Origin of the sequence: Sinomicrobium oceani (assembly GCF_900119185.1) — a bacterium.
Classification (GTDB): Bacteria; Bacteroidota; Bacteroidia; order Flavobacteriales; family Flavobacteriaceae; genus Sinomicrobium; species Sinomicrobium oceani.
On sequence record NZ_FPJE01000017.1, the window covers coordinates 1 to 23,749 of the forward strand.

Here is a 23,749-nt window from a genome sequence, read left to right on the forward strand (position 1 = left end):
TCAAAAACTGTCTGCCTCAAACCGGTCGTATCGCTTTGTATCACGGTGCTTCTCTCGAGGCGGGTGCAAATATATATATTATTTTTATTTTTTCCAGCAAATAAAATATTTTTTTAAAGAGGAAAAATTACTTGAATAACCACCGGTAAATATCGTTCCCGTTAGCAAACAAAACAAGCGCCATCAAAAGGAAAAATCCGGCAATCTGGGCATACTCCAAAAATTTATCACTCGGCTTTCTTCCGGAGATCATCTCGTAGAGCAGGAACATAACGTGCCCGCCATCCAAGGCCGGGATAGGCAACAAGTTGAGCACCCCGAGCATGATAGACAGCAGTGCTGTAATCTCCCAAAATGCCTGCCAGCTCCAGGTCTGCGGGAATAAATCGAATATCGCTTTAAAACCTCCTACACCTTTGTATGCCCCGGTCTCGGGAGTAAAGATCATTTTCAGTTGTTTTCCGTAACTCACCAGTCTGTTCTTCCCTCTGCTGATCCCTTCCGGAATAGACTCCATAAAACTGTATTCCTCACGGCTTACATTATATACTCCCAAGCGCTCCAGATCGGTAAACCCAAGCCTGGAAGCGTACGCCACTCCCATTTTCCCTTCCTCATTAACCTTAAGGTCCACAGCAACTTCTTTATCGTCACGCAATACCACTGCGGGCACGGTTTGGCCCTTCAGGTTTTTCACTTCGCTCACCACTTCATCGGCAAAAGCGACTTTCTTCCCGTTGAGGCTTACCATGATATCCCTGGTTTTTAAGGCTCCTGTATTGGGAGATCCTTCCTCAATCCCCGCCACCACAAAAGGTATGCGCAGGTTCAGTAGCATGGTTTTCTCATTTTCTTCCCTGCTCTTCATCAAACGGTCTATAAAGTCCACGGGCATCGTCAGGGTTTTCAGATCTCCGTTGCGCTCTACCGTAATCACTCTTCCCATCAACAGGCTTTCCGTAGATCCGTAGAAGTCCTCCACCGGTTTCCCGTCTATAGATACCAGTTTATCTCCGGTCCGGAAACCGGCTTCCTCCATAGCTTCATTGGTCACCCATATCCCGTTACTTACATCACTGTTTTTAATATAGTAATCACCATACGTATAGGCTATACCAATATATATAATAAAAGCCAGTATAAAATTGACCGTAACTCCCCCAAGCATGATAATGAGACGCTGCCATGCGGGCTTGGAACGGAATTCCCACGGTTGCGGGGGCTGTTCCATCTGCTCTTTATCCATACTCTCATCGATCATCCCGGATATTTTCACATATCCGCCCAGCGGCAACCATCCTATACCATAAACCGTATCTCCGATCTTCTTTTTGAAAAGGGCAAATTTTACGTCAAAAAACAAAAAGAACTTTTCCACCCGCGTACCGAAAAGCCGGGCCGGAATAAAATGTCCGAACTCGTGCAGAACGATGAGAAGCGAAAGGCTCAATAAAAACTGACTCAGTTTAATAACGATATCCATAGTGTTATTTTATTCATCCAAAACGCACAAAAGTAATCTTTTCGGTTTACTTAATAAAACTTATTACACATAACCCCGATGGATTTAAGAATGTTTTGGCAAGGACAGTTCATAAATTATGGATAATTTTGTGCCCGGGTTCTGTAAAACAGAACGTATGGTTTTATATTTTTAAAACCACCATACAACATCACATAACGCAAATACATGCTCCTCGGCTCCCCCTCGGGAAAACCAGGGAAGAACAATAAAAAGAACAAACAGATGAAGCAATACCATCAACTGCTGAACCATATTTTAGAGCACGGCATTGACAAAGGAGACCGTACCGGAACGGGAACGCGAAGTGTTTTCGGATACCAGATGCGCTTTGACCTAAGTGAGGGATTTCCGCTGGTGACAACAAAAAAACTTCATCTGAAATCCATCATACACGAACTGCTCTGGTTTCTCAAAGGCGATACCAACATCAAATACCTCCAGGATCATGGCGTTCGTATCTGGAACGAATGGGCCGATGAGCATGGTGATCTGGGCCCGGTTTACGGCCATCAGTGGCGCAACTGGAACAGCAGGGACATCGACCAGATATCCGAAGTTATAGATACCCTTAAAAACAGCCCTGACAGCAGACGTATGATCGTTACGGCCTGGAACCCGGAGGTATTACCGGACACTTCCGTTTCCTTTGCCGAAAATGTCGCTCACGGAAAAGCTGCACTCCCACCCTGCCATGCCTTTTTCCAGTTTTATGTGGCGGATGGCAAACTGTCCTGCCAGCTCTATCAGCGAAGTGCAGATGTCTTCCTCGGAGTACCTTTCAATATTGCTTCTTATGCTTTATTTACCATGATGGTTGCACAGGTATGCGGATACCAGCCGGGCGATTTTATACATACCTTCGGCGATGTTCATATCTACAACAATCACATGGAGCAGGTCAACCTGCAACTGAGCCGGGATCCGAGACCACTGCCCACCATGAAACTCAACCCGGAAGTGAAGAATATTTTCGATTTTACCTTTGACGACTTTACACTCGAAAACTACGATCCGCATCCTCATATCAAAGGTGCTGTAGCCATATAGAGAATTATTTTGTTTTCCGCGGCACGCAAAAGTACAAGATAACACGCAAGCCCGGGTTAGGATTTTTCAATCAAAAAATATGTACATTTGTTATACGTATAAGAGTAATGGTCAAGCCCGGAGACAGCAGCCCTTGTTCGCAGTGACGTATTGATCTTGATATGGATGTTTCCCAAATCTCACTGTCAAAGCGTCTCCCGATAATCATCGGGAGCGAATCCTGCCGCAAGCAGGGTGTGGCAATCTCATGGGATAGCAACAAACTCCGGTGGAAGGCGCATTCCAGCCACCAGACTGCCGCACTTCGCTCGCAGTGACGTATTGATCTTGAGTTGGATATTTCCCCAAACTCACTGTCAAAACGTCTCCCGATAACCATCGGGAGCGAATCCTGCCATAAGTAGGGTGTGGCAATCTCACAGGGAAGGTAACAATCCCCAATGACAGGCGCAAACCCGCCCGGGGAAGGCTGCCAAAGATCTCGGGGCTATCAGGATCACGGTGACACTTCTTTTATATTTATATAATGACACAAAAGAGCTATGTATACTTTATGACCAACCAACGCAACACCGTTCTTTACGTAGGAGTAACCAGTGATCTCATTAAAAGAGTATATCAACATAAAACAAAAGCATATAAGGGATTTACAGCTAAATACAACTGTGATAAACTGGTATACTTTGAAGAGTTTTCAGACATCAACGAAGCTATTGCCAGGGAAAAACAGATAAAAAAGGGAAATCGAAAGCGAAAAGAGATATTGATACAGAAAACAAACACCGAATGGAAAGACTTGTCCGAAGGATGGATATTTGATGTATCCTGAACCCGTATTTGCGAGGAGGCAACGCGGCAATCTCATGGGGTAGCAACAAAAATCCAGTGGAAAGCACGTTCCAACCACCAGACTGCCGCACTTCGCTCGCAGTGACGTATTAATCTTGATATGGATGTTTCCCAAACCTCACTATCAAAGCGTCTCCCGACAACCATCGGGAGCGAATCCTGCCACAAGCAGGGTATGGCAATCTCATCAGGCTGGCAGTAGTATCCAATGGTAAGTGCATCCCCACAGGATACTGCCACTTCCGGTCACGATAGCTATCAGTACATCGGGATCACAGTGACATTTTTGGAACTATCGGATTTATTTCGAACTAATATTATACTCATCTTATGTTATTCAAAAGCAAAAAGACCAAGAGGGTTGACGAAGACCAGTACGAACTTCTCAAGAATGCAGAAGCACGGATACGTCAGAAAAAAAGATTGTATTATCATTTTGTGATCTTTCTCGTAGGTAGTGTCTTTCTTATTGTGATCAATAAGGTACTCAAATACGGAGAGGAATACGACTGGTTTGTATGGGCCATAACCTTTTGGGGATTCCTGTTTGCCATCCATTTCTTTAACGTGTTCGTCAATCATCGCTTTATGGGAAAAGAATGGGAAAGAACACAACGGGAAAAACTTGTTCGCCGGCAACGGGAGAGCATTGCACAACTCGAAAAAGATGTCCAAAAGGAATTTCTGAATTCAGACCTGGATAAAACGGAATAAATCTGTTAATTGACCTGTTTGTGGATGTACTTATCCCACATAACCTTATCCTGGTTATGAGACACATCCTATTTCTAATCAGTGAATCTATCAAAACAACATGGTAACAATCATAGCTGCTGCCGCAGAAAACAATGCGCTCGGAAAAGACCAGGACCTGGTATGGCATCTTCCCGATGATTTTAAGCGCTTTAAGGCTCTTACTACCGGGCACTATATCATTATGGGACGAAAGACTTTCGAAACATTTCCTAAACCTCTTCCAAACCGCACACATATTGTCGTTACACGGCAAAAAGATTACCGGAAAGAAGGCTGCATTACAGTACACTCCATAGAGAAAGCCCTTGAATTAGCCAAAGAAGATCCACAGCCCTTTATCATCGGCGGCGGGGAAATCTACCACTTGGGCATGCCCTACACAGATAAGATCGAACTTACGCGGGTTCATCACCGGTTCGAAGCCGATGCCTTCTTTCCCGATATAGATCCGGGGCAATGGCAACCGGTCGCATCCGAATATCATCCCAAGGACGAAAGACATGATTACGCCTTTACTTACGAAACCTATCTCAGGAAGAAATAAACTTCAAACTCTCGTAACCGCGTATCTGACAAGGACATAAAAAATCCGGAGGCAATATACGATCCGGATTTTTTTATTTTATATATTTCAATAACCAGTTATCGTTTTGTAAAGCGCTTCCACCAAGGTTGCTTTGTCTCCTGCCCGTAACCATAGCCATAACCGTAACCATAGCCTTTTTTGGAATCTGTATCGTTAACGAGTATAGACATGTTTGGCAGACGTCTTTCCTTATAAAGATTTTCCGGAATAACAAGCAAACGCTTATCGAGATATCCCGCACGGCAGACATACACGAATACATCGGCATACTTACTGATAAGCAACGTATCGGTAACCAGACTTACCGGGGCCGTATCCACCACGATATAATCGTAAAGATCTTCCAGTTCCGCAAACAGACTACCAACCTTATCATTCATCAGCAACTCCGCCGGGTTAGGCGGTACAGCTCCCGAAGCCAGCACATCCAGGTTTTTATGCTCCTGGTCACTGAACTTAAAGATCAGGTCTTTCGGATCTGCTCCTCCGTTAGTTAGATAATTGGTAATCCCCCTGCCGTGCGGCAAATCGAGATACTCTGCCAGTTTCGGGTTCCGGATATCCATACCTATCAATAATACTTTTTTCCCCGACAACGCCAAAGTTCCGGCCAGGTTAATAGACACAAAGGTTTTTCCCTCCCCGGATAGCGTAGAGGTTACAAATATCTTTTTAGCCTTGTCCCTGTCAGCATTAGCCAGCATAAAATCCAGGTTGGTCCGTAGGATACGGAAAGCTTCTGCGGCGCTGGTCCGGCTTCCCATGGAAATCACCTCCTCATTAGAATGGGATTTCGGGATATCTCCTAAGAAGGGTACGGAAAGCTTTCCTTCGATATCCTTTCTGCCCTGTACTTTAGTATCCAACAAGTCCTTTAGGTATATAACTCCAAATGGGATAAGCAAACCTAAAACAAAAGATCCCAACAGCACTATTGCCTTTTTAGGTGATACCGGGATATCCGATCCGTAAGCACTATCAATAATTTTGGAATTGGGCGCCGTAACTTCCAGGGATATAGCGGTTTCCTCCTTCTTCTGTAACAGATACAGATATAGAGTCTCCTTAATTTGCTGCTGCCGTTGTATCCCCCTGAACTTCCGTTCCTGCCCGGGGACGTTGGATATTTTAGAGCTCAACAGCTTTTCCTGCTGTTTTAGCTCATTTAGTGCGATACGCTGTGAACTTTTAACATTATTCAATGTCTGTTTTATCGTCTGCCGCTGTGCTGAAATTTGTCCGTCCAGGTTTACAATCACCGGGTTGTTTTCCGTCGACCCCCGCATCAGGCGGTTACGTTCCTGCACCAGTTTGTTGTAGTCCATAATCATGGGACCAACACTATTATCTTCCATACTTACATTGGCAGGTATCAGCACACTGTTGTCTTCTATATCCGCCAGATATTCTATCAGAAAGTTTGTGAGCTGCAAGCGTGTCTCTGCTTCTACAATACGCTTGGCATAATCACTGGCATTATCCAGTACGATTCCTGCTTCTGCTGCTATATCGGTCAACTGATTAGATTCTTTAAAACTCTCTGCACTTTGTTCTACTTCTCCAAGCTCAGACTCTATCAGTGCCAACCGCTTTTCGATAAACCGTGCCGTGTTTTCAGAGATCAAATTCTTATCCGCAACTACATCTATGTTATACTGCTCAATCAGCGTGTTCAATACATCCTCGGCCTTTTGTCTCACTGCACTGTTTAAGCTCAACTTTATGACGCTCGTATTCTTATCTACCGGTGCTACCTGTACTTTCTCCTGGTAAGCCAGAGTCACTTTTGCCAAAGGTTTAACCTGAACAAGGACCTCTCTGCTATTAAGCTCCTCCAGATTCTCAAACCTTGGCAATACTGTTATCTTACCATCCTGAAAATTCACTTTTTCCCCAAAACCATAATCACCGATATCATCACCACCTTGATTATAAATCCGGAAACCGGTTTTAGAATTTATTTTTACCGTAAAACTGGTATCCGCTTTATGCAGCACGGAATCAGGTAAAGAAAAGTTCACAGAAACAGGAGTACTCTTATAAGCCTCAGAAGTACGAATGCTCCCTTTTGTATAATACACCACATTCAAACCCAGTTTTTTCACCACATTTTCCATCAGGGTGCGGGAACGCAGCACCTCCATTTCATTATCTATGCTATTGGTCATGTTGCCAAACAAACCAATATCCTGGAAAGCCGAAAGCTCCGAATTCATCATACCACCTTTTTTATCATCCTTGATCATAATGGTGGCCGACACACTATACTGGGGCGTGGCATAACGCAAATAAACAAATGCCAGGGCCACACATAGTACTACACTAATCACAAACCACTTCCAGTGTACCAGGTACGCATCCAGTTGATCCCTGAGATTAATTTCTTCATCGCCCGCCGGGCGTAACGGAGGTATTTGTTGCTCTGAATGCATTTATATACTAAAAAATTATCGGGTTAAAACAGAAATTAAAGCAATAATAACGGAGGCTATGGATATTACAACGGTGGCGTTGCGGTTATAGGTAGAAGCCTGTACCTGGGCCTTGTTGGGTTCTACATAAATCACATCGTTTTGCTGAAGGTAATAATAAGGAGATTCCAGAATATCCTTTTTGGTTATATCTACCCGGGTGTAGGTTTTTTCGCCATTTTTATCCCGAATGATCAGGATATTATCGCGTTTACCATATACCGTCAGGTCGCCGGCAAGTCCTATAGCCTCCATAATGGTAATACGTTCATTAGGTATGGTATAAGCCCCGGGCCTCACCACTTCTCCCAGTACCGTCACCCGGTAGTTCATAATCCGTATATTCACCACCGGGTTCTTCACATATTGAGAGATTTCCTTACGCAATAAACTCACCGCTTCACTACGGGTTAATCCACCTAACTGTATTGTCCCTATTACGGGAAACTCTACATTTCCGTGACTATCCAGTAAATAGGTTTGTAACTGCGGCGTTCCGCTTGCACGTTGTCCGGTATCCATATATGCCACTACCGGTAGATTGAACGGCATCACGGTTTCCATATTTAATGCCGATACCGTAATTGTCAACAAATCATCAGGCTGTAGTACCGGATCATAGATCACACGGCTTGCCAGCTTATCGATGTCTTCAATATCCTGGAAATACACGATGTCCTTACGCGAAGCACATGACACCGTAAGCAACACCAAAACAAAACATATTAAAAACCGGGGATAGATATAAGGACAAGACATTAAGTGTTTTACTTTCATCTTCTATTCTTTACAAGCGTTACTTTTTAACGCTCAAAACATGCTTAAGCGTATATTCACAGCTGCAAATATAATATTTGAGAATTAAATTTCTTGGGGGATTACACAATTTTACCTACAAATTAAATTTATAGGTTGAAAAAAGTGATTGTATATTGCCATATTTTTCAACCCGAAAACCCTACCTCCGAGTCCTTAGATTCAAATAACGTTTTACTCTCTGCTTCTCCGGGGGTAGTATTTGAGGTCTGGACATCCGATTGATGATCCAGAGCTTCGAATAAGGAATTCATGCTTTTATACTCCGGAACAAGTTCTTTCATAAGTTTTACGGTCTGATCATTCCTGTATTCGACAGCCACATTATAAATAGCCTGAATAGCGGTATGGATACAGTTATAATCCTCAGCAGTTTCCGTCGCAATCATGATCTTTTCATGATGTGTGGGTAAAGTTTTCGCTTTGTCGCTAAGCAATTCTTCATAAAGCTTTTCACCGGGTCTTAGCCCTGTCACTTTTATTTCAATATCGGATTGGGGAATAAAACCGGCCAGGCGTATCATTTTCGTGGCAAGGTCCATAATCTTTACGGCTTCCCCCATATCAAAGATAAAGATCTCACCGCCTTTCCCCATAGCCCCGGCCTCTAAGACCAGTCTGCAGGCTTCCGGTATCGTCATAAAGTACCTGATGATATCCGGATGGGTAATAGTTACCGGGCCACCTTTGGCAATCTGCTCCTTAAACAGGGGCACTACCGAACCATTAGATCCCAACACATTACCGAAACGCGTGGTAATAAACCGTGTAGTTTTCTTTTTTTTCTCTTTATTGGAAAAGTACAGGGATTGTACATACATCTCCGCGATACGCTTGGAGGCCCCCATAACATTACTGGGATTAACCGCTTTGTCCGTAGAGACCATCACAAATTTATCCGTTTTATACTTAATGGCCAGGTCAGCCATATTTTTGGTCCCCATGATGTTTACAAAAACAGCCTCCGAAGGATTTTCCTCCATAAGCGGCACATGCTTATAGGCGGCCGCATGGTAGACCATCTGGGGAGCAAAAGCTTCAAAAACACGGTTCATCCGTTCATAATTACGCACATCGGCTATTACCGTCTCGTACTGCACCTTCCCGGACAGGTTATCCAGTTCCAACCGCAACTGATGCAGGGGAGTTTCGGCCTGGTCTACGATAATAAGTAATTCCGGATTGTATTTCAGCACCTGCCGTACGATCTCACTCCCTATGGAACCGGCAGCCCCCGTAACCAGCACCCTTTTTCCTTTCAGTTCTTTGGAGATCCCTTTATTATCCAGGACTATGGGTTTTCGCTCCAGCAGATCTTCAATCTGTATATTCTTGATCTGCCTTGAAAAATCCTGTTCATTTTCCCAATCGGATATCAGTGGAGCCGTGAACACTTTATACCCGCTTTCCAGGCAATCGTCTACCAATTCTATCTTTTCCGCCTTGGTCAGGTGTTTGTCCGCAAGGATTACCCCCTGCGCACCGTGCGCCCTTAGGAGTACGGATATCCGTTTGTTTTTGCTGAGTATAGGCAGGTCCAGGATACGTTTGGTAGTATTGTGATTGCTCTTATCCACAAACCCTAATATTTTAAACCGGACCGGCTGTTCCGTGCGAATGGCATTGGCCACCGATATAGCATTGGAATCCGCCCCGAAGATAAGCACCTTTGTCTTTTCCTCTTTTCTTGTCTCCCCGAAAAAAGCATGAAATACCTGCTTTACGACTACCCGGAACAGGAACAGGAAAGCAAAAGAAATGATAAAATACATGAATAACCCGGGGACCAGGAAAAGCTTTTCCCCGGTGATAAAATAACTGGTATAACTAATCCCCGCCAGGGTAACAAAAGAAGCAAATGTAGAAAACAGTAATTTTAACCCGTCTATATATGAAGAGTAACGTATCAGACCGGCATAGGTTCGGAACAGGAGAAAATACACGATATTCACTCCTACCACCATAAGCAATTCTTCCAGGCGGGTAAGGCGGGTATAAAAACTAAGCGTGAGCCCCTGGAGCAACACATAAGTAACTATAGCTGAAAATACCAGTATGGAGATGTCGATTCCCAGAATGATCCACCTCGGCAGGTAGCCTATGTTCTTTAAGTCCAGTTTTCTCTTCCCGGGTTGAAACACCAGTTTCATCCCTCGTCTCAACTTATCCCAACTTATTTTTTTCATACATTACGAAAATTGCCCGGTAAAACTCAAAAAACAAGTACTTTTTGACCTTCACAATGAATAAAGATATTAAAAAAATACCTGTTTTGTTAAAATTAATCTAAAAATCAAATAGAAAACCTTATAAAAAGGGAAAAACACCCTTTTAAACGTGTTGTGTTTTCTTTCAATTACGCGTCTTATTTCCTTCTAAAAAAGATTTTTTTCTTTATATACGTTTAGATACGGTGAATTGCGTGTTATGAAATCGCATACCACATATTTCTTCCCTACTGTTAAATATCCAACCAAATATCGGTAGTTTCCCGGAAGAGATCATTTCAATACTGCTTACTCTCTGGTTTTTTAGGTCAATTGCAGTAAATATCGTTAATCTCCACCCTATGTATCCGGGACCGGTAAAACATATCAAGCCTATCCCGAATATAAAAACGTCTCATACTAAAAATATTGCTCCCTACCCTATAAATATCCTACAATTCTAAGGGCATCATTTATTTCTTTACAAAGCAAAACGGATAATAAAAAATATTTGTCGTTGCTCCCTTTAGGGCTGAGGTAACAAATCAAAGAATTGTCGAAATTCTATTTTTGACATCTACTAAGAAAACTTCCTTTCTATCAGGAAATATACCAATAGCAATGTGCACTATACCTCATTCAAGTTCTCATTTCAATCCCGAATCCGTATACCGCAAAATCCTAAAGCAAATAAGCAGAAAGTCAATGGGAGTAGTTCTATATACTTAGAAATTTTGTAATTGCCGAACGAATACGTTCCCTGTCCGTATCTGTAAGATTAGAGCCGGAAGGCAGACATAGGCCCCTGTCAAAGATATCTTCAGCAACCCGACCTCCGTAATAAGGTACGTCCTTAAAAACCGGCTGTAGGTGCATAGGTTTCCATACCGGCCGGCTTTCTATATTATCTTCGTCCAGGGCTAAACGCAAGGCTTCACGTTGTTCAAAGCTTTCTGTCAGGATCGCCGTCAGCCAGTGGTTGCAGAAGTAATCTGTACCAGGTGCTCTCAAAAGTGTAATTTCCTTAACACCCGAGAAGATCTCCGTATAAAAAGCATGCATCCCCCGGCGTTGTGCTACCCGCTCTTCCAGCACTTCCATTTGTCCCCGGCCTATCCCGGCACAAATATTGCTCATCCTGTAGTTATACCCAATATGGCTGTGTTGATAATGCGGCGCCTGATCCCTGGCCTGTGTAGCCAGAAACACCGCTTTTTTCTTTAAATCTTCATCCGGGCACACCAAAGCACCGCCACCCGAGGTTGTAATGATCTTATTTCCATTAAATGACAAAATTGCCATTGGCGCGAAAGTACCACAGTTTTGCCCCTTGTAATGACTCCCCAGGGCTTCCGCCGCATCTTCTATAACAGGTATGTCATATTTGCCTGCAACTGCATGTATCTCTTCCACTTTATAAGGCATCCCGTAAAGATGTACCGCAATAACAGCCTTGGGTTTCATCCCGAGAGCTGTCCTCTCTTTTATGGCATCTTCCAAAGCACCGGGACATATATTCCATGTATCCGGTTCACTATCCACAAAAACAGGAGTAGCTCCCTGGTATACGATAGGGTTGGCCGAGGCAGAAAAAGTCAGGCTCTGGCATATTACCTCATCACCGGCTTTAACCCCCAAAAGGATCAGGGCCAAATGCAAAGCCGCAGTACCGGTACTTACCGCCGCTATCTTTTTTTCTTCTCCGAGAAAGCCTTCCAGGTCTGCTTCCAAACCATTGACATTAGGCCCCAATGGGGCAACCCAATTATGGTCAAATGCTTCTTTTATATATTTTTGCTCATTCTCTCCCATATGAGGAGAAGAAAGCCATATTTTATTTTTTGTCATGACTACCTTTTATTTTCTTTCTCTTAGATTTCAAATTATTAAAATCAGCATACGGTTTTAAAAATATAACCGATATCCCTGAACAAACTATAATCTTTAATATATTCCAGGTTTATTTTCACCTTCTCAGGCCAAATGACTTCACGGTTATACTTTTCCGGATCTTGTTGAGAGGCCAAAATTTCTTCCTCATTTTTAAACTTAATACTCGCCGGACCTGTTATGCCCGGCCGTATGCTAAGTAATAACCGATCTTCGCCTTCAAGCTTATCTGCATAACCGGGAACGTCCGGTCGAGGCCCCACAAAACTCATATTTCCCATAAGAACATTCCAAAGTTGAGGAAGTTCATCAATTTTGGTTTTTCTCCAAAAACGTCCGATTTTGGATATACGGGGATCTTTATCCGTTGTAACAGAAGTATTTACTCCTGATACAGGGCGCATACTTCTTATCTTTATCACCTTAAATAACCGACCATCCCTTCCAACCCGTTCCTGCTTAAAAAAACCACTTAGCCCCGTATCTATATAAGCCAATAAAGCAGCCACAACTATAAGCCACCACAAAAACAACAACCCGAAAAATGAAACCACTACATCAAAAGCTCTTTTCTGAAATCGCTGGTATCCCGTCATTATTTTTCTATTTTATGGTATATATCAACCATTATGGGTTCTACAATCCTGTTCAATTTTTCAAGATCATCAGGGGTTATATATTTTTTATAATTCCCAATACTCCGGGTAGATACCTTGTTGACTGAACCTTTAATTTCCTTCTCGCTTGCTTCGAGCCCGATAAAATCCATTACCTTTCCCATCTCTTCCACAGGATTGCCTACAAAAGTTTCATAATTCATCATATGAACCCTGTGAGAATCAATTTGCAATAAGTCCTCATATGCAGCTTCTACACATGTTGCCCATTGTTTACCACACACCTCTATTAGAGAATCCTTTTGGAGGTCTTCCTTCATTCCAGGATAAATCGGCCCCCAAAAGGCCAGTCGTTTTTCACTGGAAAAAAGTTTCTTAATCCGATTGATAAAATAACGAAAGCCATAATAAGGTATATCACTCACAGGAACATATTTCACCTTTTTCCATATATATTTAAGCTCTAAAGACGCCGTCCATCGCTGTTTTGCCGAACTGGCCACATCCCTGCCATCCCGTATCAGAAAAATATATTTTGCATTGGGGAAAATAGCCTCTATAAAAGGCACTTTTAAACTACTGGCACAGGTTTTTTCCACCACATGTTCTGCTTTTGATTTTCTTTCAAAACTCTCAAATGCCCCTTTTATATACTTTCTCACCCCCGGCCGGGCATCCCCGGCCGTAAAACGGTCCGTATTTTTGGCAATATTTCCATGACGCCAGATATAATTAATCTCGTCACAGGGCCAGGTTTCAAACCCTTGTATAGAACAGATACTGTCCCTTAAAATATTGGTTCCGGAACGGCCGGCGCCTATGATAATTATAGGAGGATTTTTCATTGTTTTAATATTTCAAAAAACGCTTTTTCCAATTTTTCAGTACTTGCAACTATTGAAAGATTATTATCATAATATTCAATACCTTTTTTACCCATATTTTTTCTCTCATCCCTACTCAAATGATACAGTTCATCTAATTTTTGTTTTAAATCATCTGCATCCTGAGGCTCAAATAAAAAACCCGCGCCCGATGTTTTAATAATTTCCGCCGCATTTCCCTTTAACCCCATAAGAATAGGTTTCCCGGTTCTTAAATAGGATAATATTTTAGAAGGGATTGTTATTTCAAACAAATCGGTGTTTTTTAAATGAACCAACAAAGCATCTGCCGAATTCAAATACTTAGTCACTTCTCCTCCGTCTACCCGCTCAATAAATTGAACGTTATCCAGTTCCATCTGTTTTCGCTTATTTTTTAGCCGCGCTTCATCAGCACCTCCACCCAGCAGTGTAAATTGAATATTACTATTACCTTCTTGTTTTAATTGTTGTGCCACTTCCAAAACAATATCAAGTGCCTGAACAACTCCAAGATTTCCGGCGTACAGAACGTGGAATTTATCACCAGGAAAATAGTTTTCCTTAAGTTCTTCATCCAACCCTGCTGTACTGTACTTATCCCTGCTCCAGTTTGGAACAAAAGAAATTTTAGATTCCGGCACACCTTTTTCAATCAATCGTTGCTTAAACCCAGGTGTTGCGACCGTTATTTTGGAAGCTCTTCTATAGTTAAAGTCGCACCAGGCATTAATCAATTTTAAAAGTCTCTTGTTTTTCATCATCCCTGATACAGCTACGGTTTCGGGCCATAAATCATTAATGTCGTAAACAAAGGGAATTCCTCTGAACCATTTAAAAACCGTTGCAGGGATCCCTACGGGAATGGCGCCTTGGTATACAAAAGCTACATCAGGTCTTTTCACTAAAAAAGGCCCAAATAAAGACGCTGAAAAAGCATAAGAAAGGTAATGAAGCATTCGTTTCATTCCATTGTCACTTTGGTTGGGATATATAGGAACACGTATTACCTCTATACCTTCCATAACCTCCCGTTTCCAAAGCTTCTGTTTATAGCCTTCATAAATTTCCCCTAATGGATATGAAGGGAAACCGGTAAGTACCTGTACTTCATGTCCTCTTTTCTTTAGTTCAAGGGCAAAGTCCAAACTTTTCGCTGTCGGCTCCGGGTTAAATAATTGCTTTATTAATAATATTCTCATACTTTATTTATTCACTCCAGACCACACGTTTCACATAATCCGTATAGCTCAATATGATACGTACTACTTTTTCCGAAACATTGGGCATTGAATAATCTGTTACCTGGCGGTAATTTCTATCCGTTCCTATTTGCTGTTGTTGGACCTGCACCAATCCCTGAAGTACTCTTTCAGGCTTTAGGCCCACCATCATCACCGAAGCCTCTTCCATTGCTTCCGGGCGCTCATGTGCCTGACGAATGTTCAAAGCACGAAAATTTAAGATCGAAGACTCTTCGGAGATCGTTCCCGAATCTGACAATACCGCATAGGAACGCATCTGTAATGCATTGTAATCGTGAAATCCGAGCGGTTTGAGAAACTGGATTTCAGGGCGTGTTTCAATTTTCATTTTCTCTATCATATTTCTCGTGCGCGGATGTGTGGAAACAATTACCGGATATTCATATTTTCCTGCAATAGTATTCAACGATTCTATCAGACCCCTGAAATTCTTTTCAGCATTAATATTCTCTTCCCTATGAGACGATACCACGAAAAACTTACCTTCTTCCAGTCCAAGTCTTCCCAAAACTTCAGAAGATTCGATTTGCGGCAAATAATGGTTCAAAACCTCAAACATAGGAGAGCCTGTTTTTATTATGCGATCAGCGGACAATCCTTCTCTTAAGAGGTATTCACGAGCAATATCCGAATAGGTTAAGTTGATATCGGCCGTATGATCAACAATCTTACGATTGGTCTCTTCCGGAACCCGCTGATCAAAACACCTGTTTCCGGCTTCCATGTGAAAAACAGGAATATGACGCTTCTTAGCCGGAATAGCACATAAGCACGAGTTGGTATCGCCCAGGACCAAAAAGGCATCGGGTTGCAATTCCTCAAGTAGAGGGTCTATCTTTATCAAAATCTTCCCAACTGTTTCCGTAGCATTTTTCCCCGCAGCCTCCAAAAAGTAATCCGGCTTTCTTATCCCCAGATCTTCAAAAAAAACTTGATTCAATTCATAATCATAGTTCTGCCCGGTATGTACCAGGATATGCTCTACAGCTTCAGAATGGTCCAGTGCGGCTAAAACCCGGGACAAACGTATAATTTCGGGCCGGGTGCCCACCACCGTCATTACTTTTAGTTTTTTCATGTGTTTAAAGAATAATTATCTTTACAGACCTCTTTTTTATTTTTATCTTTACTTGTTCAAAAAACCTGAAATTAAATTTCAGTGGACCTTATCAAACCTCCTCAAAATAGGTATCCGCATCTTCCGGGTCATATGGTTCATTGATCCAGAAATTGGTATAGAGCACCTCATCTCCGATATTTTTTATGTTGTGCGTATACCAGATAGGCATGTCCACATAAGCAGGTTCATCTCCGTCCAAATAAAAATCATGAACCTCATCTGTTCCTATCTTTCGCAATTGAATCAGGGCCTTCCCCCTAATCACGGCAAACCGTTCAACCTTCCTGGTATGATAATGGTTCCCCCTGGTAATCCCGGGAACAGTGGTTGAAAAAGATACCTGTCCGCCAATTCCCAGACGTATAATCTCCACAAAAGATCCCCTGTCATCCGTATGCTGCGTAAACTTAACAGGGAAATAGTTCTTAGGGACAATATAAGATCGAAAAGTATTAAATAAGTTAAGCTCAAAGGTTGAGTTGAGTTGTGGGATCTCCCCTTTCTCAAAATACTTCTCTTTATAATCGGTTAGCAGTGAAAGCACTTCTGAAACCTTAACAGAGGCCGTGTGTGGAACCTGATAAGAAAAATTGTTTTTACGTTTCCGTATTTTCCGGATTATCTCTTCTACCAATTCACCTACATAGATCAGTTTTACACTTCCGTCATTGTCGATCTTCGGAGTTTCTACATGTGTTAATTGATGACAAAATGTAGCTATAAAAGAATTATAGTAAGGCTGACCAAACGGACCAAAAACGTTGGGAACGATCATTCCCGAAAAAATTCCAGCTGAACTTTCAGCCCAGTTTATCAAGAACTCTCTTCCTTCCCTTTTGGACTTACCGTAAAGGTTATCTCTTTCCTCCTGAGATGATGAAGAGAACAGTACATGAGCTTTTGAAGCTGTTCTTTCCAGTGAAGCGACAAGTTGTTTTACCAACCTGATATTGGTTTCATAAATAAAATCCTGGCTTTGATGGCGGTTCATCGCCGCAAGGTGTACAACAACATCACATTGCTTAACGAATTCGTCTAGCTTTTCTGGGGTTTCGAAATATTCTTTTCTGAATTCAATTCTTTGAAATTCTTCGGAACACAGCCCCAATGTATGGTAGAGGTGACTTCCTACAAATCCGTTTTGTCCTGTTATACCTACTTTTATCATAGCAATTATATTTGTCAACTATGGTTATGTATCCGTTAATCATTAAAATAATCTACATCATAGCGGTATTCATCCTTGACTTCTCCTAAAGCGTGATCCACCATAACCAATAATTTCGAGTCTTTCTCCAAAGCCTGAATGCTACTGACATATCCAGGAGGAACAGCTAAGATATCCATTCCATTTCCTTTGAGCACAAACATCCGTTGTTGCAGATCTTTAGAAGGAGATTCCCAGTTGTCGATTCGGATCAACTTTATTTCAAAAGCCCCGTTTATTGAAGAGAACCACCGGCGTTCTATCTTATGACCCTGCCAGGCCCTGACAAATTCACTATCGACATTTCGAATGATATATATTCTTTTTGCCAGAAGCGCGTTAATATCATTATTAAAATCCAATCTACCTCGTTCGTCTTCATAACAACCTCCTTTGATCAATTCAGGCAACTCCATTATTTACAATTTTATTTTCCCGTCTTTATTTAGATTCTGTAGATATTTCAGAGTCGAAAGCTTGCTGTTGAACAATAGGAAGTTTTAACAACAGATGTTTCATTCCTTCCACATCTTGTTGTTCGGTATTATGGGAATTATAATCCTCAATCTTGGAAATGGCCTGCTCCCCTTCTGAGAAATATTGTGCATAATTCAAATCTCTGTTATCTGCAGGGATACGGTAAAAATCACCCATATCCTCGGCCTTGATCATCTCTTCCCTTGTGCAGAGCGTTTCGTACAACTTCTCTCCATGCCTTGTCCCTATTACTTTCACAGGGTTCTTGGCATTACATATCTCTTTAAGCGCCTGTGCCAGATTTCCAATGGTACCCGCAGGGGCTTTATTCACAAACAGATCTCCCGGGTTCCCGTTTTCAAAGGCAAAAAGTACCAATTCCACAGCTTCTTCCAAAGACATTAAAAACCGGGTCATCTCCGGATCCGTCACTGTTATAGGGTTACCTTCCTCTATCTGTTTTAAGAACAAGGGAATGACCGAACCCCGCGATGCCATTACATTACCATACCGGGTTAAACAAACCGTGGTCTTTTTCAGGTTACGAGATGCCGCAACAGCTACCTTTTCCATTAAGGCCTTGGATATGCCCATGGCGTTGATGGGATACGCGGCTTTGTCCGTACTTAAACAAATCACTTTTTGCACCTTGTTATGGGCTGCAGCATCAATAACGTTTTGTGTACCTAACACATTGGTTCTGGTGGCTTCCAAAGGAAAAAACTCGCAGGAAGGCACTTGTTTTAAAGCTGCGGCATGAAAAACATAATCTACGTCACGCATGGCCCGTTCTATGCTATCATAATTGCGTACATCACCTATATAAAATTTTAATCTAGGATTATTTAATGTATTACGCATATCATCCTGCTTTTTCTCATCCCTGGAAAAAATGCGGATTTCACTAAAATGATCAGTATGCAAAAACCGGTTTAGAACCGCATTGCCAAAAGACCCAGTCCCCCCTGTAATTAATAGTATCTTATTTTGAATTTTCATACACAATAAATTGCTTTTTAGCTCATACAAGCTTCAAAAATTTTTAACCCTATATATCAATATTAAATTGTAAATAATTTTTATTGCAAAATTCAAGCTTACAAATCGAAAAAGTTAAACCAAATCCATTTACTTCGATAATTGGTTATAACCAATATTTAATTTATCTCTCATCATCAGTTTTTATGTATATACTTTTCAATAGAACCATAATATTCCTTAAACATATCATATTGATAAGTATCCAAATCCTTTACATTGAAATATTCTCTTTTTGCAACATCAAATCGTTTTCTATTTCTGTAAGAATAGCTTTCTGAATGCCACCAAAATATTCCTTTAGCCGTTTTTCCACTATACTCTGTACTCGAAATCAAATTAACCACATGTTCAAAAACTTCGACCGGAATAAATTCATGTCCCGTCTTTTTAGGAGTGCGGTGCCATACAAAAGGATAAACAGGTAAATTATATTTGTCTCCCATCTCTAAGGCTTGTAATAATTTTTTTCTCAAATACTTATGCCCGCTGATTTTATATCTCAATCCAGTATTATACACATAAAGTGAAGGTGCTATAAAATCCTGTTCCCTGATTATTGGCTCCAATTTCTTATTTTGTTTTCTAAAATCTGAAATTTTGCCCCAATACGAAATGTAAAGTATATGATAATACCCCCATTTGACATTCGGTCTAAGTTTTTTTGCTAATCTTATGGCCTTAAGGAATTCATTTATATAGAAATCTAATTTCTCCTGATCGTCTTGATTTTGAAAAACTTTAATAGCCTCCCCCTCCCAATCTAAAACTGCGAAACCAGTTGCAGTTTCAGAAGGAATTTTTGATTCAATTTGCCTCTTTAACTTAGCTTCATCAACTTTATTATCGGTAACAAAAAAGTTTTGATAAAATATGGTATAGGTCGACAACTCATTTTCTTGAACAAATGTTTTTTGTCCTTTTATATCCGGATCTTGTATAAATAAAAGATCTAATTTACTTTGTCCCCAACTTAAAAAAGAAAAACTTAATAATAAAGCACTAAACCCAATCTTTACAATCTTTATTTTCTTTTTTGTATTTAAGTAACTCATAATTTCTTTCTCTTAATTAATTCGCTCCCTAAATTGTCTAAAGTCCCTCTTAAGATTCTTATAATACTCTAGGAACTCCAAAAACAAACAATATAAATCGAACTCTATTAGCATAAGTCCTTGAGTCCAAATGACAATTGTTCGAAATTCTTCTCGAGCATTTCAATATGTACACGCTTATCAGCCTCACTCTGAAATCTATTTTTAATTTTTTTTGCCGGCACTCCACCGTATATAGCAAAAGGCTCAACATCCTTCGTAACAACCGAACCCAACGCAATAATTGCTCCATCTCCTATAGTAACGCCTGTCATGATTCTCGAATATGCCCCGATCCACACATCCTTACCTATTATTGTTTCTTTTATGGTTCCTCGTCCCGAAAAAATGACAGGAATTCCTGCCTTATCAAAAGCATGATCTCCTCCAATAATAGAAACGTTATGTGCTAGCATAGTATAATCACCTATTATTACTTTTGGGTAAATCAAACATCCCTTACCTATGTAGGAATACACTCCAGCTACCAAATCTGGAGATACTTGAGATTCACCTCCCATATAAAAAGTGGAATGGACATTACTAAGCTTAAATTTTTTTCTATAAAAGAACATCTTAGCCGTCCTATAATATTTTCTTACCTTATCTTTTATCATTTTTATCAATAACTTGTTTAATCATCTGACATTGATAATATGGATTATAATACAGATCTATTACACTATAGCATTCTTGCCTTACTTTTTCTCTGTTGTTTTTCACATTAAACCATTTTACAATAGTATCCTCCAAACTTTGAATATCATCTTCCTCAAAAAAAGCACCTGTCTTACCAGGCATTATCGATTCAAATTCAGGCATTTGAGACTTAAAACCAGAATGTGTTATTACAGGAGTCCCATACATCAGGGAATGTATTGCGGTTAACCCCACATTTCCAGGAGAAACACAAATGGATGCATTTCCCAATAACTCTCCTATTTTTTCTTCATCATAACAAGGACCGTAAAACCACGTTGAGTTATGTGTATTCTTTTCTTTCGATAATTCAATTAATTGTGTTTTATCCTCTCCTTCTCCTATCAAAACTAAATTACAATTGCAGCCTTTGCTTTCAAGATAGTGATGTGCTTTTATTAAAAGATGCAATTTTTTTACCTTAGTTAATCTCCCTATAAAAATTAATGTTGGATTATTGTTATTAAACTTCTTTTTAAAAATGTCGGTTGGCTTAAAATTCTCCCGTATTTCTTTTTGTTTATTATAATCTAGGGAGTTATAAATAACAGTCAATTTTTGAGCTGCCATCCCATTGTTTATCAATAATTCTTTTGCATAATTACCATATAACAAAATCTCGTCACCTAACCCTAAGAACACCTTTTTTATTACTCTTTTTAATACCCCCTCATTTCCGTACCAGCCATGTGTCCACAAATAGGTTTTTTTATTTGTAAATTTAGAAAGCAACAAGATTAACCATGTAGATAAACAAAAATATTCTCCAAGTAATATATAGTGTTTATAGTTTTTAAAAAAAATAGGGAGAATTCCTTTTTGCCAATATATTGGACGTAAAATAACAATGTTTTTTAATTCTTTTTTGAAATGAGGCAATTCCTTATAATTTATTTTTTTTATGTCCATCAACTTATCCCCAAAATAAAAGTGACACCCTAACTCCTTATCTAACAACTTGAATATACCCAGCCGATAGTGTTGGGCATAATTATATACCAAGCAAATTTTACTTTTCATCTTCCTTATTTATAGAATTCTCTACGGACATAAAATTATTGCATTCGATACTTTTCCATAAGAAAATTATTTTATATACTAAAAACATATGGTACAACTCCAAACCTATTAGACAACAAATAATATACAAAATAGGCTATGGAATAAATAATATAAAAAACACCTCCCTCAAGTTTTTTACTCCTTGGTAAAGAACGCATCATCCCAACAATTATAAACACTTCAAAAACGGATAAATACCAAACAAATCTTGAGATTTGAGGAACTGATAAAAACAAATTCAGAACAACCATACCCAACCAAAACAGTTTCTTTTGTAAATCACTAATATTTAATTTATACTTTTTAACGTAGTAAAAAGTATAAACAAAGAATATCGTTTTAGGTAATATAAACAAATAACTTGTTACCCTGTTAAATTCCACATCTATCTTGTGATCTACATAATGTGCATATTTATCAAATGGAAGATATTCGAGATAAGTTCGGGCAGTATCAAAAAAACCTGAAAAACCAAATATATAGGTAATTATTAAAATTAAACAGTACCATTTATAAGAAAGGTTTATTCGTTTTAAAATAAGTGTTAATGGTAGTAATACTAATACCGAGTAATGAAACAAAGCACCAACTGCTATTGAAAGTATAAATTTTATATTTTTCCTTTCTTCAAGAAAATACACACTTAATACAAAAAAAGCTCCGGCTATAGCTTGTCTGATAATACTGAAAGAAAAAAAATAATGAAAAAGCAACACATAAAGAACAAAAGCCAATACGGGATTAAACGCGTTTTTCTTAAAGGTATAAGATAATGGAATTATAGTTAGGCTGGAAGATAAAAAAAGTAATACATTGAAATTGTCAAAATATTTTTTAACAAATAAGTTCAAAAGCATCCACCCTATTTCCGTTTTCATTAAATAACTTAAAAAAGTACCCTCCTTGATTTGATACTTATAATTATAGAAATAATTCATTGTATCAACACCAACAGAAACGTCCCTAAAAGTCGCTATAAAAATCAACAATGCAGTTATTAAAATCACATTCTTGACCTTAAGAACAAGAAGAAAAAGCAGAATTGTCAATATAAAAAAATAAGCTTCCATTTTAATTCTGTCAAAACAATTCTGAAATCCTTTTGCTGAGCAGTTTCTTTTGTTCCGAACGCACCAGTTTTATCTTACTAAATAGATCTCGTTCCGTACTGAACACCCTATCAATGTCCTCAACGGACAGTTTTTCATAAAGTAAATTATCGATTCCGATTCCCTTAAAAATATTAAATATTTTCATTGTCTTGCTATCCGAATTTAACACCCCAATAGGGATGGCTTCATATACCAATCCTAATAAAAGCACATGTAGCCTATTACTTAACACCAACCTAAAATCATTATAAAAAGACAAGTCTTCCCATTCCAGACACCTTTCTTCAAATGAAATATTTTTGTTACTCTGAAATATTTCGTACAATTCCTTAGTATAAATAAAATCGCTTTTAACTTGATGAAAAAAAACAATCTCTACATCTGAATTTTTATAATAGGTGATTAAATTATTTATCGATGTAACAATGTATTCGTGTAATTTTTCATCTTTCAAGTTCCTAAAAGAAATTCCTATTTTTTTCTTTTCCAAATTGTGGATTGGTTCGGTTTTTAGCCCGAAACACATATCGGGTATGTAATTCACATTTTTAATTCCCAAACTCTTTAGCTCCTCAATATTGTTATGACTGCGACATAAAATTTTTTCCGTACTTGTTGAAAAAAATCTCGCTCCAATTTTATCCAGTTTATGCTTATGCAACAAATCATTGCCTACCAAAAATGATTTTGTAGATTTTAATCTAAAGGCAAAAAAAATAAGCCCAATTAATATATTTCTTAAAAATTTTTTTGTGTCTCCCCCGCTCCCGAAAGGTCCAGGGCTTTTAAAAACATGTGTAATTCCTGTTCTGGAAAAAAACAAGTTAGCTACTCCTACTCCTTTAAAGCTATAAGGAGTTAGCTCATCAAGCTCAAAAACATTTTGAGTACCGAACAATAATTTTTCTTTAAAAGAATCAGGGACATTTTTTGTGTCTAAATAAACATCTGCATAATTGGATAGTTCATCTATCAGACATTTATTTATTAACAAATCCCCAACATTATCATATTGCGTGGCTACTATGAAAGCTATTCTTTTTTTCAT

General features: G+C 39.6%; 21 protein-coding genes. 4 read left to right on the forward strand and 17 right to left on the reverse strand.

Features of this window, described 5'->3' with window-relative positions; translation table 11 throughout:
* Positions 1-127: 127 nt before the first annotated feature.
* A complete protein-coding gene (rseP, locus tag BT112_RS14925) occupies positions 128-1,483 on the reverse strand; it encodes an RIP metalloprotease RseP (RefSeq protein ID WP_072318192.1) in 1,356 nt (451 codons plus the stop codon).
* 264 nt (positions 1,484-1,747) lie between these two features.
* On the opposite strand from rseP, the gene BT112_RS14930 reads away from it, so the two are divergent.
* The 4 genes from BT112_RS14930 to BT112_RS14945 all read left to right on the forward strand — a co-directional run bounded on the left by BT112_RS14930 (position 1,748) and on the right by BT112_RS14945 (position 4,721).
* Entirely contained in the window at positions 1,748-2,572 is an 825-nt protein-coding gene (locus BT112_RS14930) for a thymidylate synthase (RefSeq protein WP_072318266.1), read from the forward strand.
* A gap of 526 nt (positions 2,573-3,098) precedes the next feature.
* Entirely contained in the window at positions 3,099-3,401 is a 303-nt protein-coding gene (locus tag BT112_RS14935; protein WP_072318193.1) for a GIY-YIG nuclease family protein, read from the forward strand.
* A gap of 350 nt (positions 3,402-3,751) precedes the next feature.
* A complete protein-coding gene (locus tag BT112_RS14940) occupies positions 3,752-4,135 on the forward strand; it encodes a 2TM domain-containing protein (RefSeq protein WP_072318194.1) in 384 nt (127 codons plus the stop codon).
* 100 nt (positions 4,136-4,235) lie between these two features.
* Positions 4,236-4,721, forward strand: a complete 486-nt coding sequence (locus BT112_RS14945) for a dihydrofolate reductase (RefSeq protein ID WP_072318195.1) — start codon at positions 4,236-4,238, stop codon at positions 4,719-4,721.
* A 98-nt stretch (positions 4,722-4,819) separates the two neighbouring features.
* Here the strand turns inward: BT112_RS14945 and BT112_RS14950 are convergent, their stop codons facing one another.
* From BT112_RS14950 to BT112_RS15025, 16 genes are all read right to left on the reverse strand, one after another.
* Entirely contained in the window at positions 4,820-7,195 is a 2,376-nt protein-coding gene (locus tag BT112_RS14950) for a GumC family protein (protein WP_072318196.1), read from the reverse strand.
* 15 nt (positions 7,196-7,210) lie between these two features.
* Positions 7,211-8,011, reverse strand: a complete 801-nt coding sequence (locus BT112_RS14955; protein WP_072318197.1) for a polysaccharide biosynthesis/export family protein — start codon at positions 8,009-8,011, stop codon at positions 7,211-7,213.
* A 167-nt stretch (positions 8,012-8,178) separates the two neighbouring features.
* Complete coding sequence (locus tag BT112_RS14960) at positions 8,179-10,236, reverse strand: polysaccharide biosynthesis protein (protein WP_083564947.1); 2,058 nt, start codon at positions 10,234-10,236, stop codon at positions 8,179-8,181.
* A 738-nt stretch (positions 10,237-10,974) separates the two neighbouring features.
* The gene (locus tag BT112_RS14965) at positions 10,975-12,105 is read right to left on the reverse strand and encodes a DegT/DnrJ/EryC1/StrS family aminotransferase (RefSeq protein ID WP_072318199.1); all 1,131 of its coding nucleotides are present in this window, start codon (positions 12,103-12,105) and stop codon (positions 10,975-10,977) included.
* A 44-nt stretch (positions 12,106-12,149) separates the two neighbouring features.
* A complete protein-coding gene (locus BT112_RS14970) occupies positions 12,150-12,743 on the reverse strand; it encodes a sugar transferase (protein WP_072318200.1) in 594 nt (197 codons plus the stop codon).
* Positions 12,743-13,609 (reverse strand): sulfotransferase family protein, encoded by an 867-nt coding sequence (locus tag BT112_RS14975; RefSeq protein ID WP_072318201.1) that lies wholly within the window; start codon positions 13,607-13,609, stop codon positions 12,743-12,745. The genes BT112_RS14970 and BT112_RS14975 overlap by 1 nt, the downstream gene beginning before the upstream one ends.
* A complete protein-coding gene (locus BT112_RS14980) occupies positions 13,606-14,829 on the reverse strand; it encodes a glycosyltransferase family 4 protein (RefSeq protein ID WP_072318202.1) in 1,224 nt (407 codons plus the stop codon). Before BT112_RS14980 ends, BT112_RS14975 begins: the two co-directional genes overlap by 4 nt.
* Positions 14,830-14,836: 7 nt before the next feature.
* Complete coding sequence (gene wecB, locus BT112_RS14985; protein ID WP_072318203.1) at positions 14,837-15,970, reverse strand: non-hydrolyzing UDP-N-acetylglucosamine 2-epimerase; 1,134 nt, start codon at positions 15,968-15,970, stop codon at positions 14,837-14,839.
* Between the two features lie 91 nt (positions 15,971-16,061).
* On the reverse strand, positions 16,062-17,180 hold the full coding sequence (locus BT112_RS14990) for a polysaccharide biosynthesis C-terminal domain-containing protein (protein ID WP_072318204.1): 1,119 nt from the start codon (positions 17,178-17,180) through the stop codon (positions 16,062-16,064).
* Positions 17,181-17,215: 35 nt separating this feature from the next.
* Entirely contained in the window at positions 17,216-17,629 is a 414-nt protein-coding gene (locus tag BT112_RS14995; protein ID WP_394333362.1) for a cupin domain-containing protein, read from the reverse strand.
* A gap of 31 nt (positions 17,630-17,660) precedes the next feature.
* Positions 17,661-18,695, reverse strand: a complete 1,035-nt coding sequence (locus tag BT112_RS15000; protein WP_072318206.1) for a polysaccharide biosynthesis protein — start codon at positions 18,693-18,695, stop codon at positions 17,661-17,663.
* Between the two features lie 176 nt (positions 18,696-18,871).
* Entirely contained in the window at positions 18,872-19,789 is a 918-nt protein-coding gene (locus tag BT112_RS15005) for a hypothetical protein (RefSeq protein ID WP_072318207.1), read from the reverse strand.
* A gap of 107 nt (positions 19,790-19,896) precedes the next feature.
* Positions 19,897-20,445, reverse strand: a complete 549-nt coding sequence (locus tag BT112_RS15010; protein WP_245777051.1) for a CatB-related O-acetyltransferase — start codon at positions 20,443-20,445, stop codon at positions 19,897-19,899.
* Positions 20,432-21,547 carry a glycosyltransferase gene (locus tag BT112_RS15015; RefSeq protein ID WP_072318208.1) on the reverse strand — a complete coding sequence of 372 codons (1,116 nt, stop codon included), beginning with the start codon at positions 21,545-21,547 and terminating at the stop codon, positions 20,432-20,434. The genes BT112_RS15010 and BT112_RS15015 overlap by 14 nt, the downstream gene beginning before the upstream one ends.
* 71 nt (positions 21,548-21,618) lie before the next feature.
* Entirely contained in the window at positions 21,619-22,659 is a 1,041-nt protein-coding gene (locus BT112_RS15020; protein WP_072318209.1) for an EpsG family protein, read from the reverse strand.
* Between the two features lie 10 nt (positions 22,660-22,669).
* Positions 22,670-23,749 carry a polysaccharide pyruvyl transferase family protein gene (locus tag BT112_RS15025; RefSeq protein WP_175545803.1) on the reverse strand — a complete coding sequence of 360 codons (1,080 nt, stop codon included), beginning with the start codon at positions 23,747-23,749 and terminating at the stop codon, positions 22,670-22,672.

What these genes read in the sequence shown, in the direction of transcription:
- BT112_RS15000 (WP_072318206.1), bottom strand. Translation starts at nt 18,695, where the DNA reads ATGAAAATTCAAAATAAGATACTATTAATTACAGGGGGGACTGGGTCT.
- BT112_RS15025 (WP_175545803.1), bottom strand. Translation starts at nt 23,749, where the DNA reads ATGAAAAAAAGAATAGCTTTCATAGTAGCCACGCAATATGATAATGTT.
- BT112_RS14955 (WP_072318197.1), bottom strand. Translation starts at nt 8,011, where the DNA reads ATGAAAGTAAAACACTTAATGTCTTGTCCTTATATCTATCCCCGGTTT.
- BT112_RS14940 (WP_072318194.1), top strand. Translation starts at nt 3,752, where the DNA reads ATGTTATTCAAAAGCAAAAAGACCAAGAGGGTTGACGAAGACCAGTAC.
- BT112_RS14960 (WP_083564947.1), bottom strand. Translation starts at nt 10,236, where the DNA reads ATGAAAAAAATAAGTTGGGATAAGTTGAGACGAGGGATGAAACTGGTG.
- BT112_RS14975 (WP_072318201.1), bottom strand. Translation starts at nt 13,609, where the DNA reads ATGAAAAATCCTCCTATAATTATCATAGGCGCCGGCCGTTCCGGAACC.
- BT112_RS15020 (WP_072318209.1), bottom strand. Translation starts at nt 22,659, where the DNA reads ATGGAAGCTTATTTTTTTATATTGACAATTCTGCTTTTTCTTCTTGTT.
- BT112_RS15005 (WP_072318207.1), bottom strand. Translation starts at nt 19,789, where the DNA reads ATGAGTTACTTAAATACAAAAAAGAAAATAAAGATTGTAAAGATTGGG.
- BT112_RS15010 (WP_245777051.1), bottom strand. Translation starts at nt 20,445, where the DNA reads ATGATAAAAGATAAGGTAAGAAAATATTATAGGACGGCTAAGATGTTC.
- BT112_RS14945 (WP_072318195.1), top strand. Translation starts at nt 4,236, where the DNA reads ATGGTAACAATCATAGCTGCTGCCGCAGAAAACAATGCGCTCGGAAAA.
- BT112_RS14980 (WP_072318202.1), bottom strand. Translation starts at nt 14,829, where the DNA reads ATGAGAATATTATTAATAAAGCAATTATTTAACCCGGAGCCGACAGCG.
- BT112_RS15015 (WP_072318208.1), bottom strand. Translation starts at nt 21,547, where the DNA reads ATGAAAAGTAAAATTTGCTTGGTATATAATTATGCCCAACACTATCGG.
- BT112_RS14935 (WP_072318193.1), top strand. Translation starts at nt 3,099, where the DNA reads ATGACACAAAAGAGCTATGTATACTTTATGACCAACCAACGCAACACC.
- BT112_RS14965 (WP_072318199.1), bottom strand. Translation starts at nt 12,105, where the DNA reads ATGACAAAAAATAAAATATGGCTTTCTTCTCCTCATATGGGAGAGAAT.
- wecB (WP_072318203.1), bottom strand. Translation starts at nt 15,970, where the DNA reads ATGAAAAAACTAAAAGTAATGACGGTGGTGGGCACCCGGCCCGAAATT.
- rseP (WP_072318192.1), bottom strand. Translation starts at nt 1,483, where the DNA reads ATGGATATCGTTATTAAACTGAGTCAGTTTTTATTGAGCCTTTCGCTT.
- BT112_RS14930 (WP_072318266.1), top strand. Translation starts at nt 1,748, where the DNA reads ATGAAGCAATACCATCAACTGCTGAACCATATTTTAGAGCACGGCATT.
- BT112_RS14970 (WP_072318200.1), bottom strand. Translation starts at nt 12,743, where the DNA reads ATGACGGGATACCAGCGATTTCAGAAAAGAGCTTTTGATGTAGTGGTT.
- BT112_RS14990 (WP_072318204.1), bottom strand. Translation starts at nt 17,180, where the DNA reads ATGATAAAAGTAGGTATAACAGGACAAAACGGATTTGTAGGAAGTCAC.
- BT112_RS14950 (WP_072318196.1), bottom strand. Translation starts at nt 7,195, where the DNA reads ATGCATTCAGAGCAACAAATACCTCCGTTACGCCCGGCGGGCGATGAA.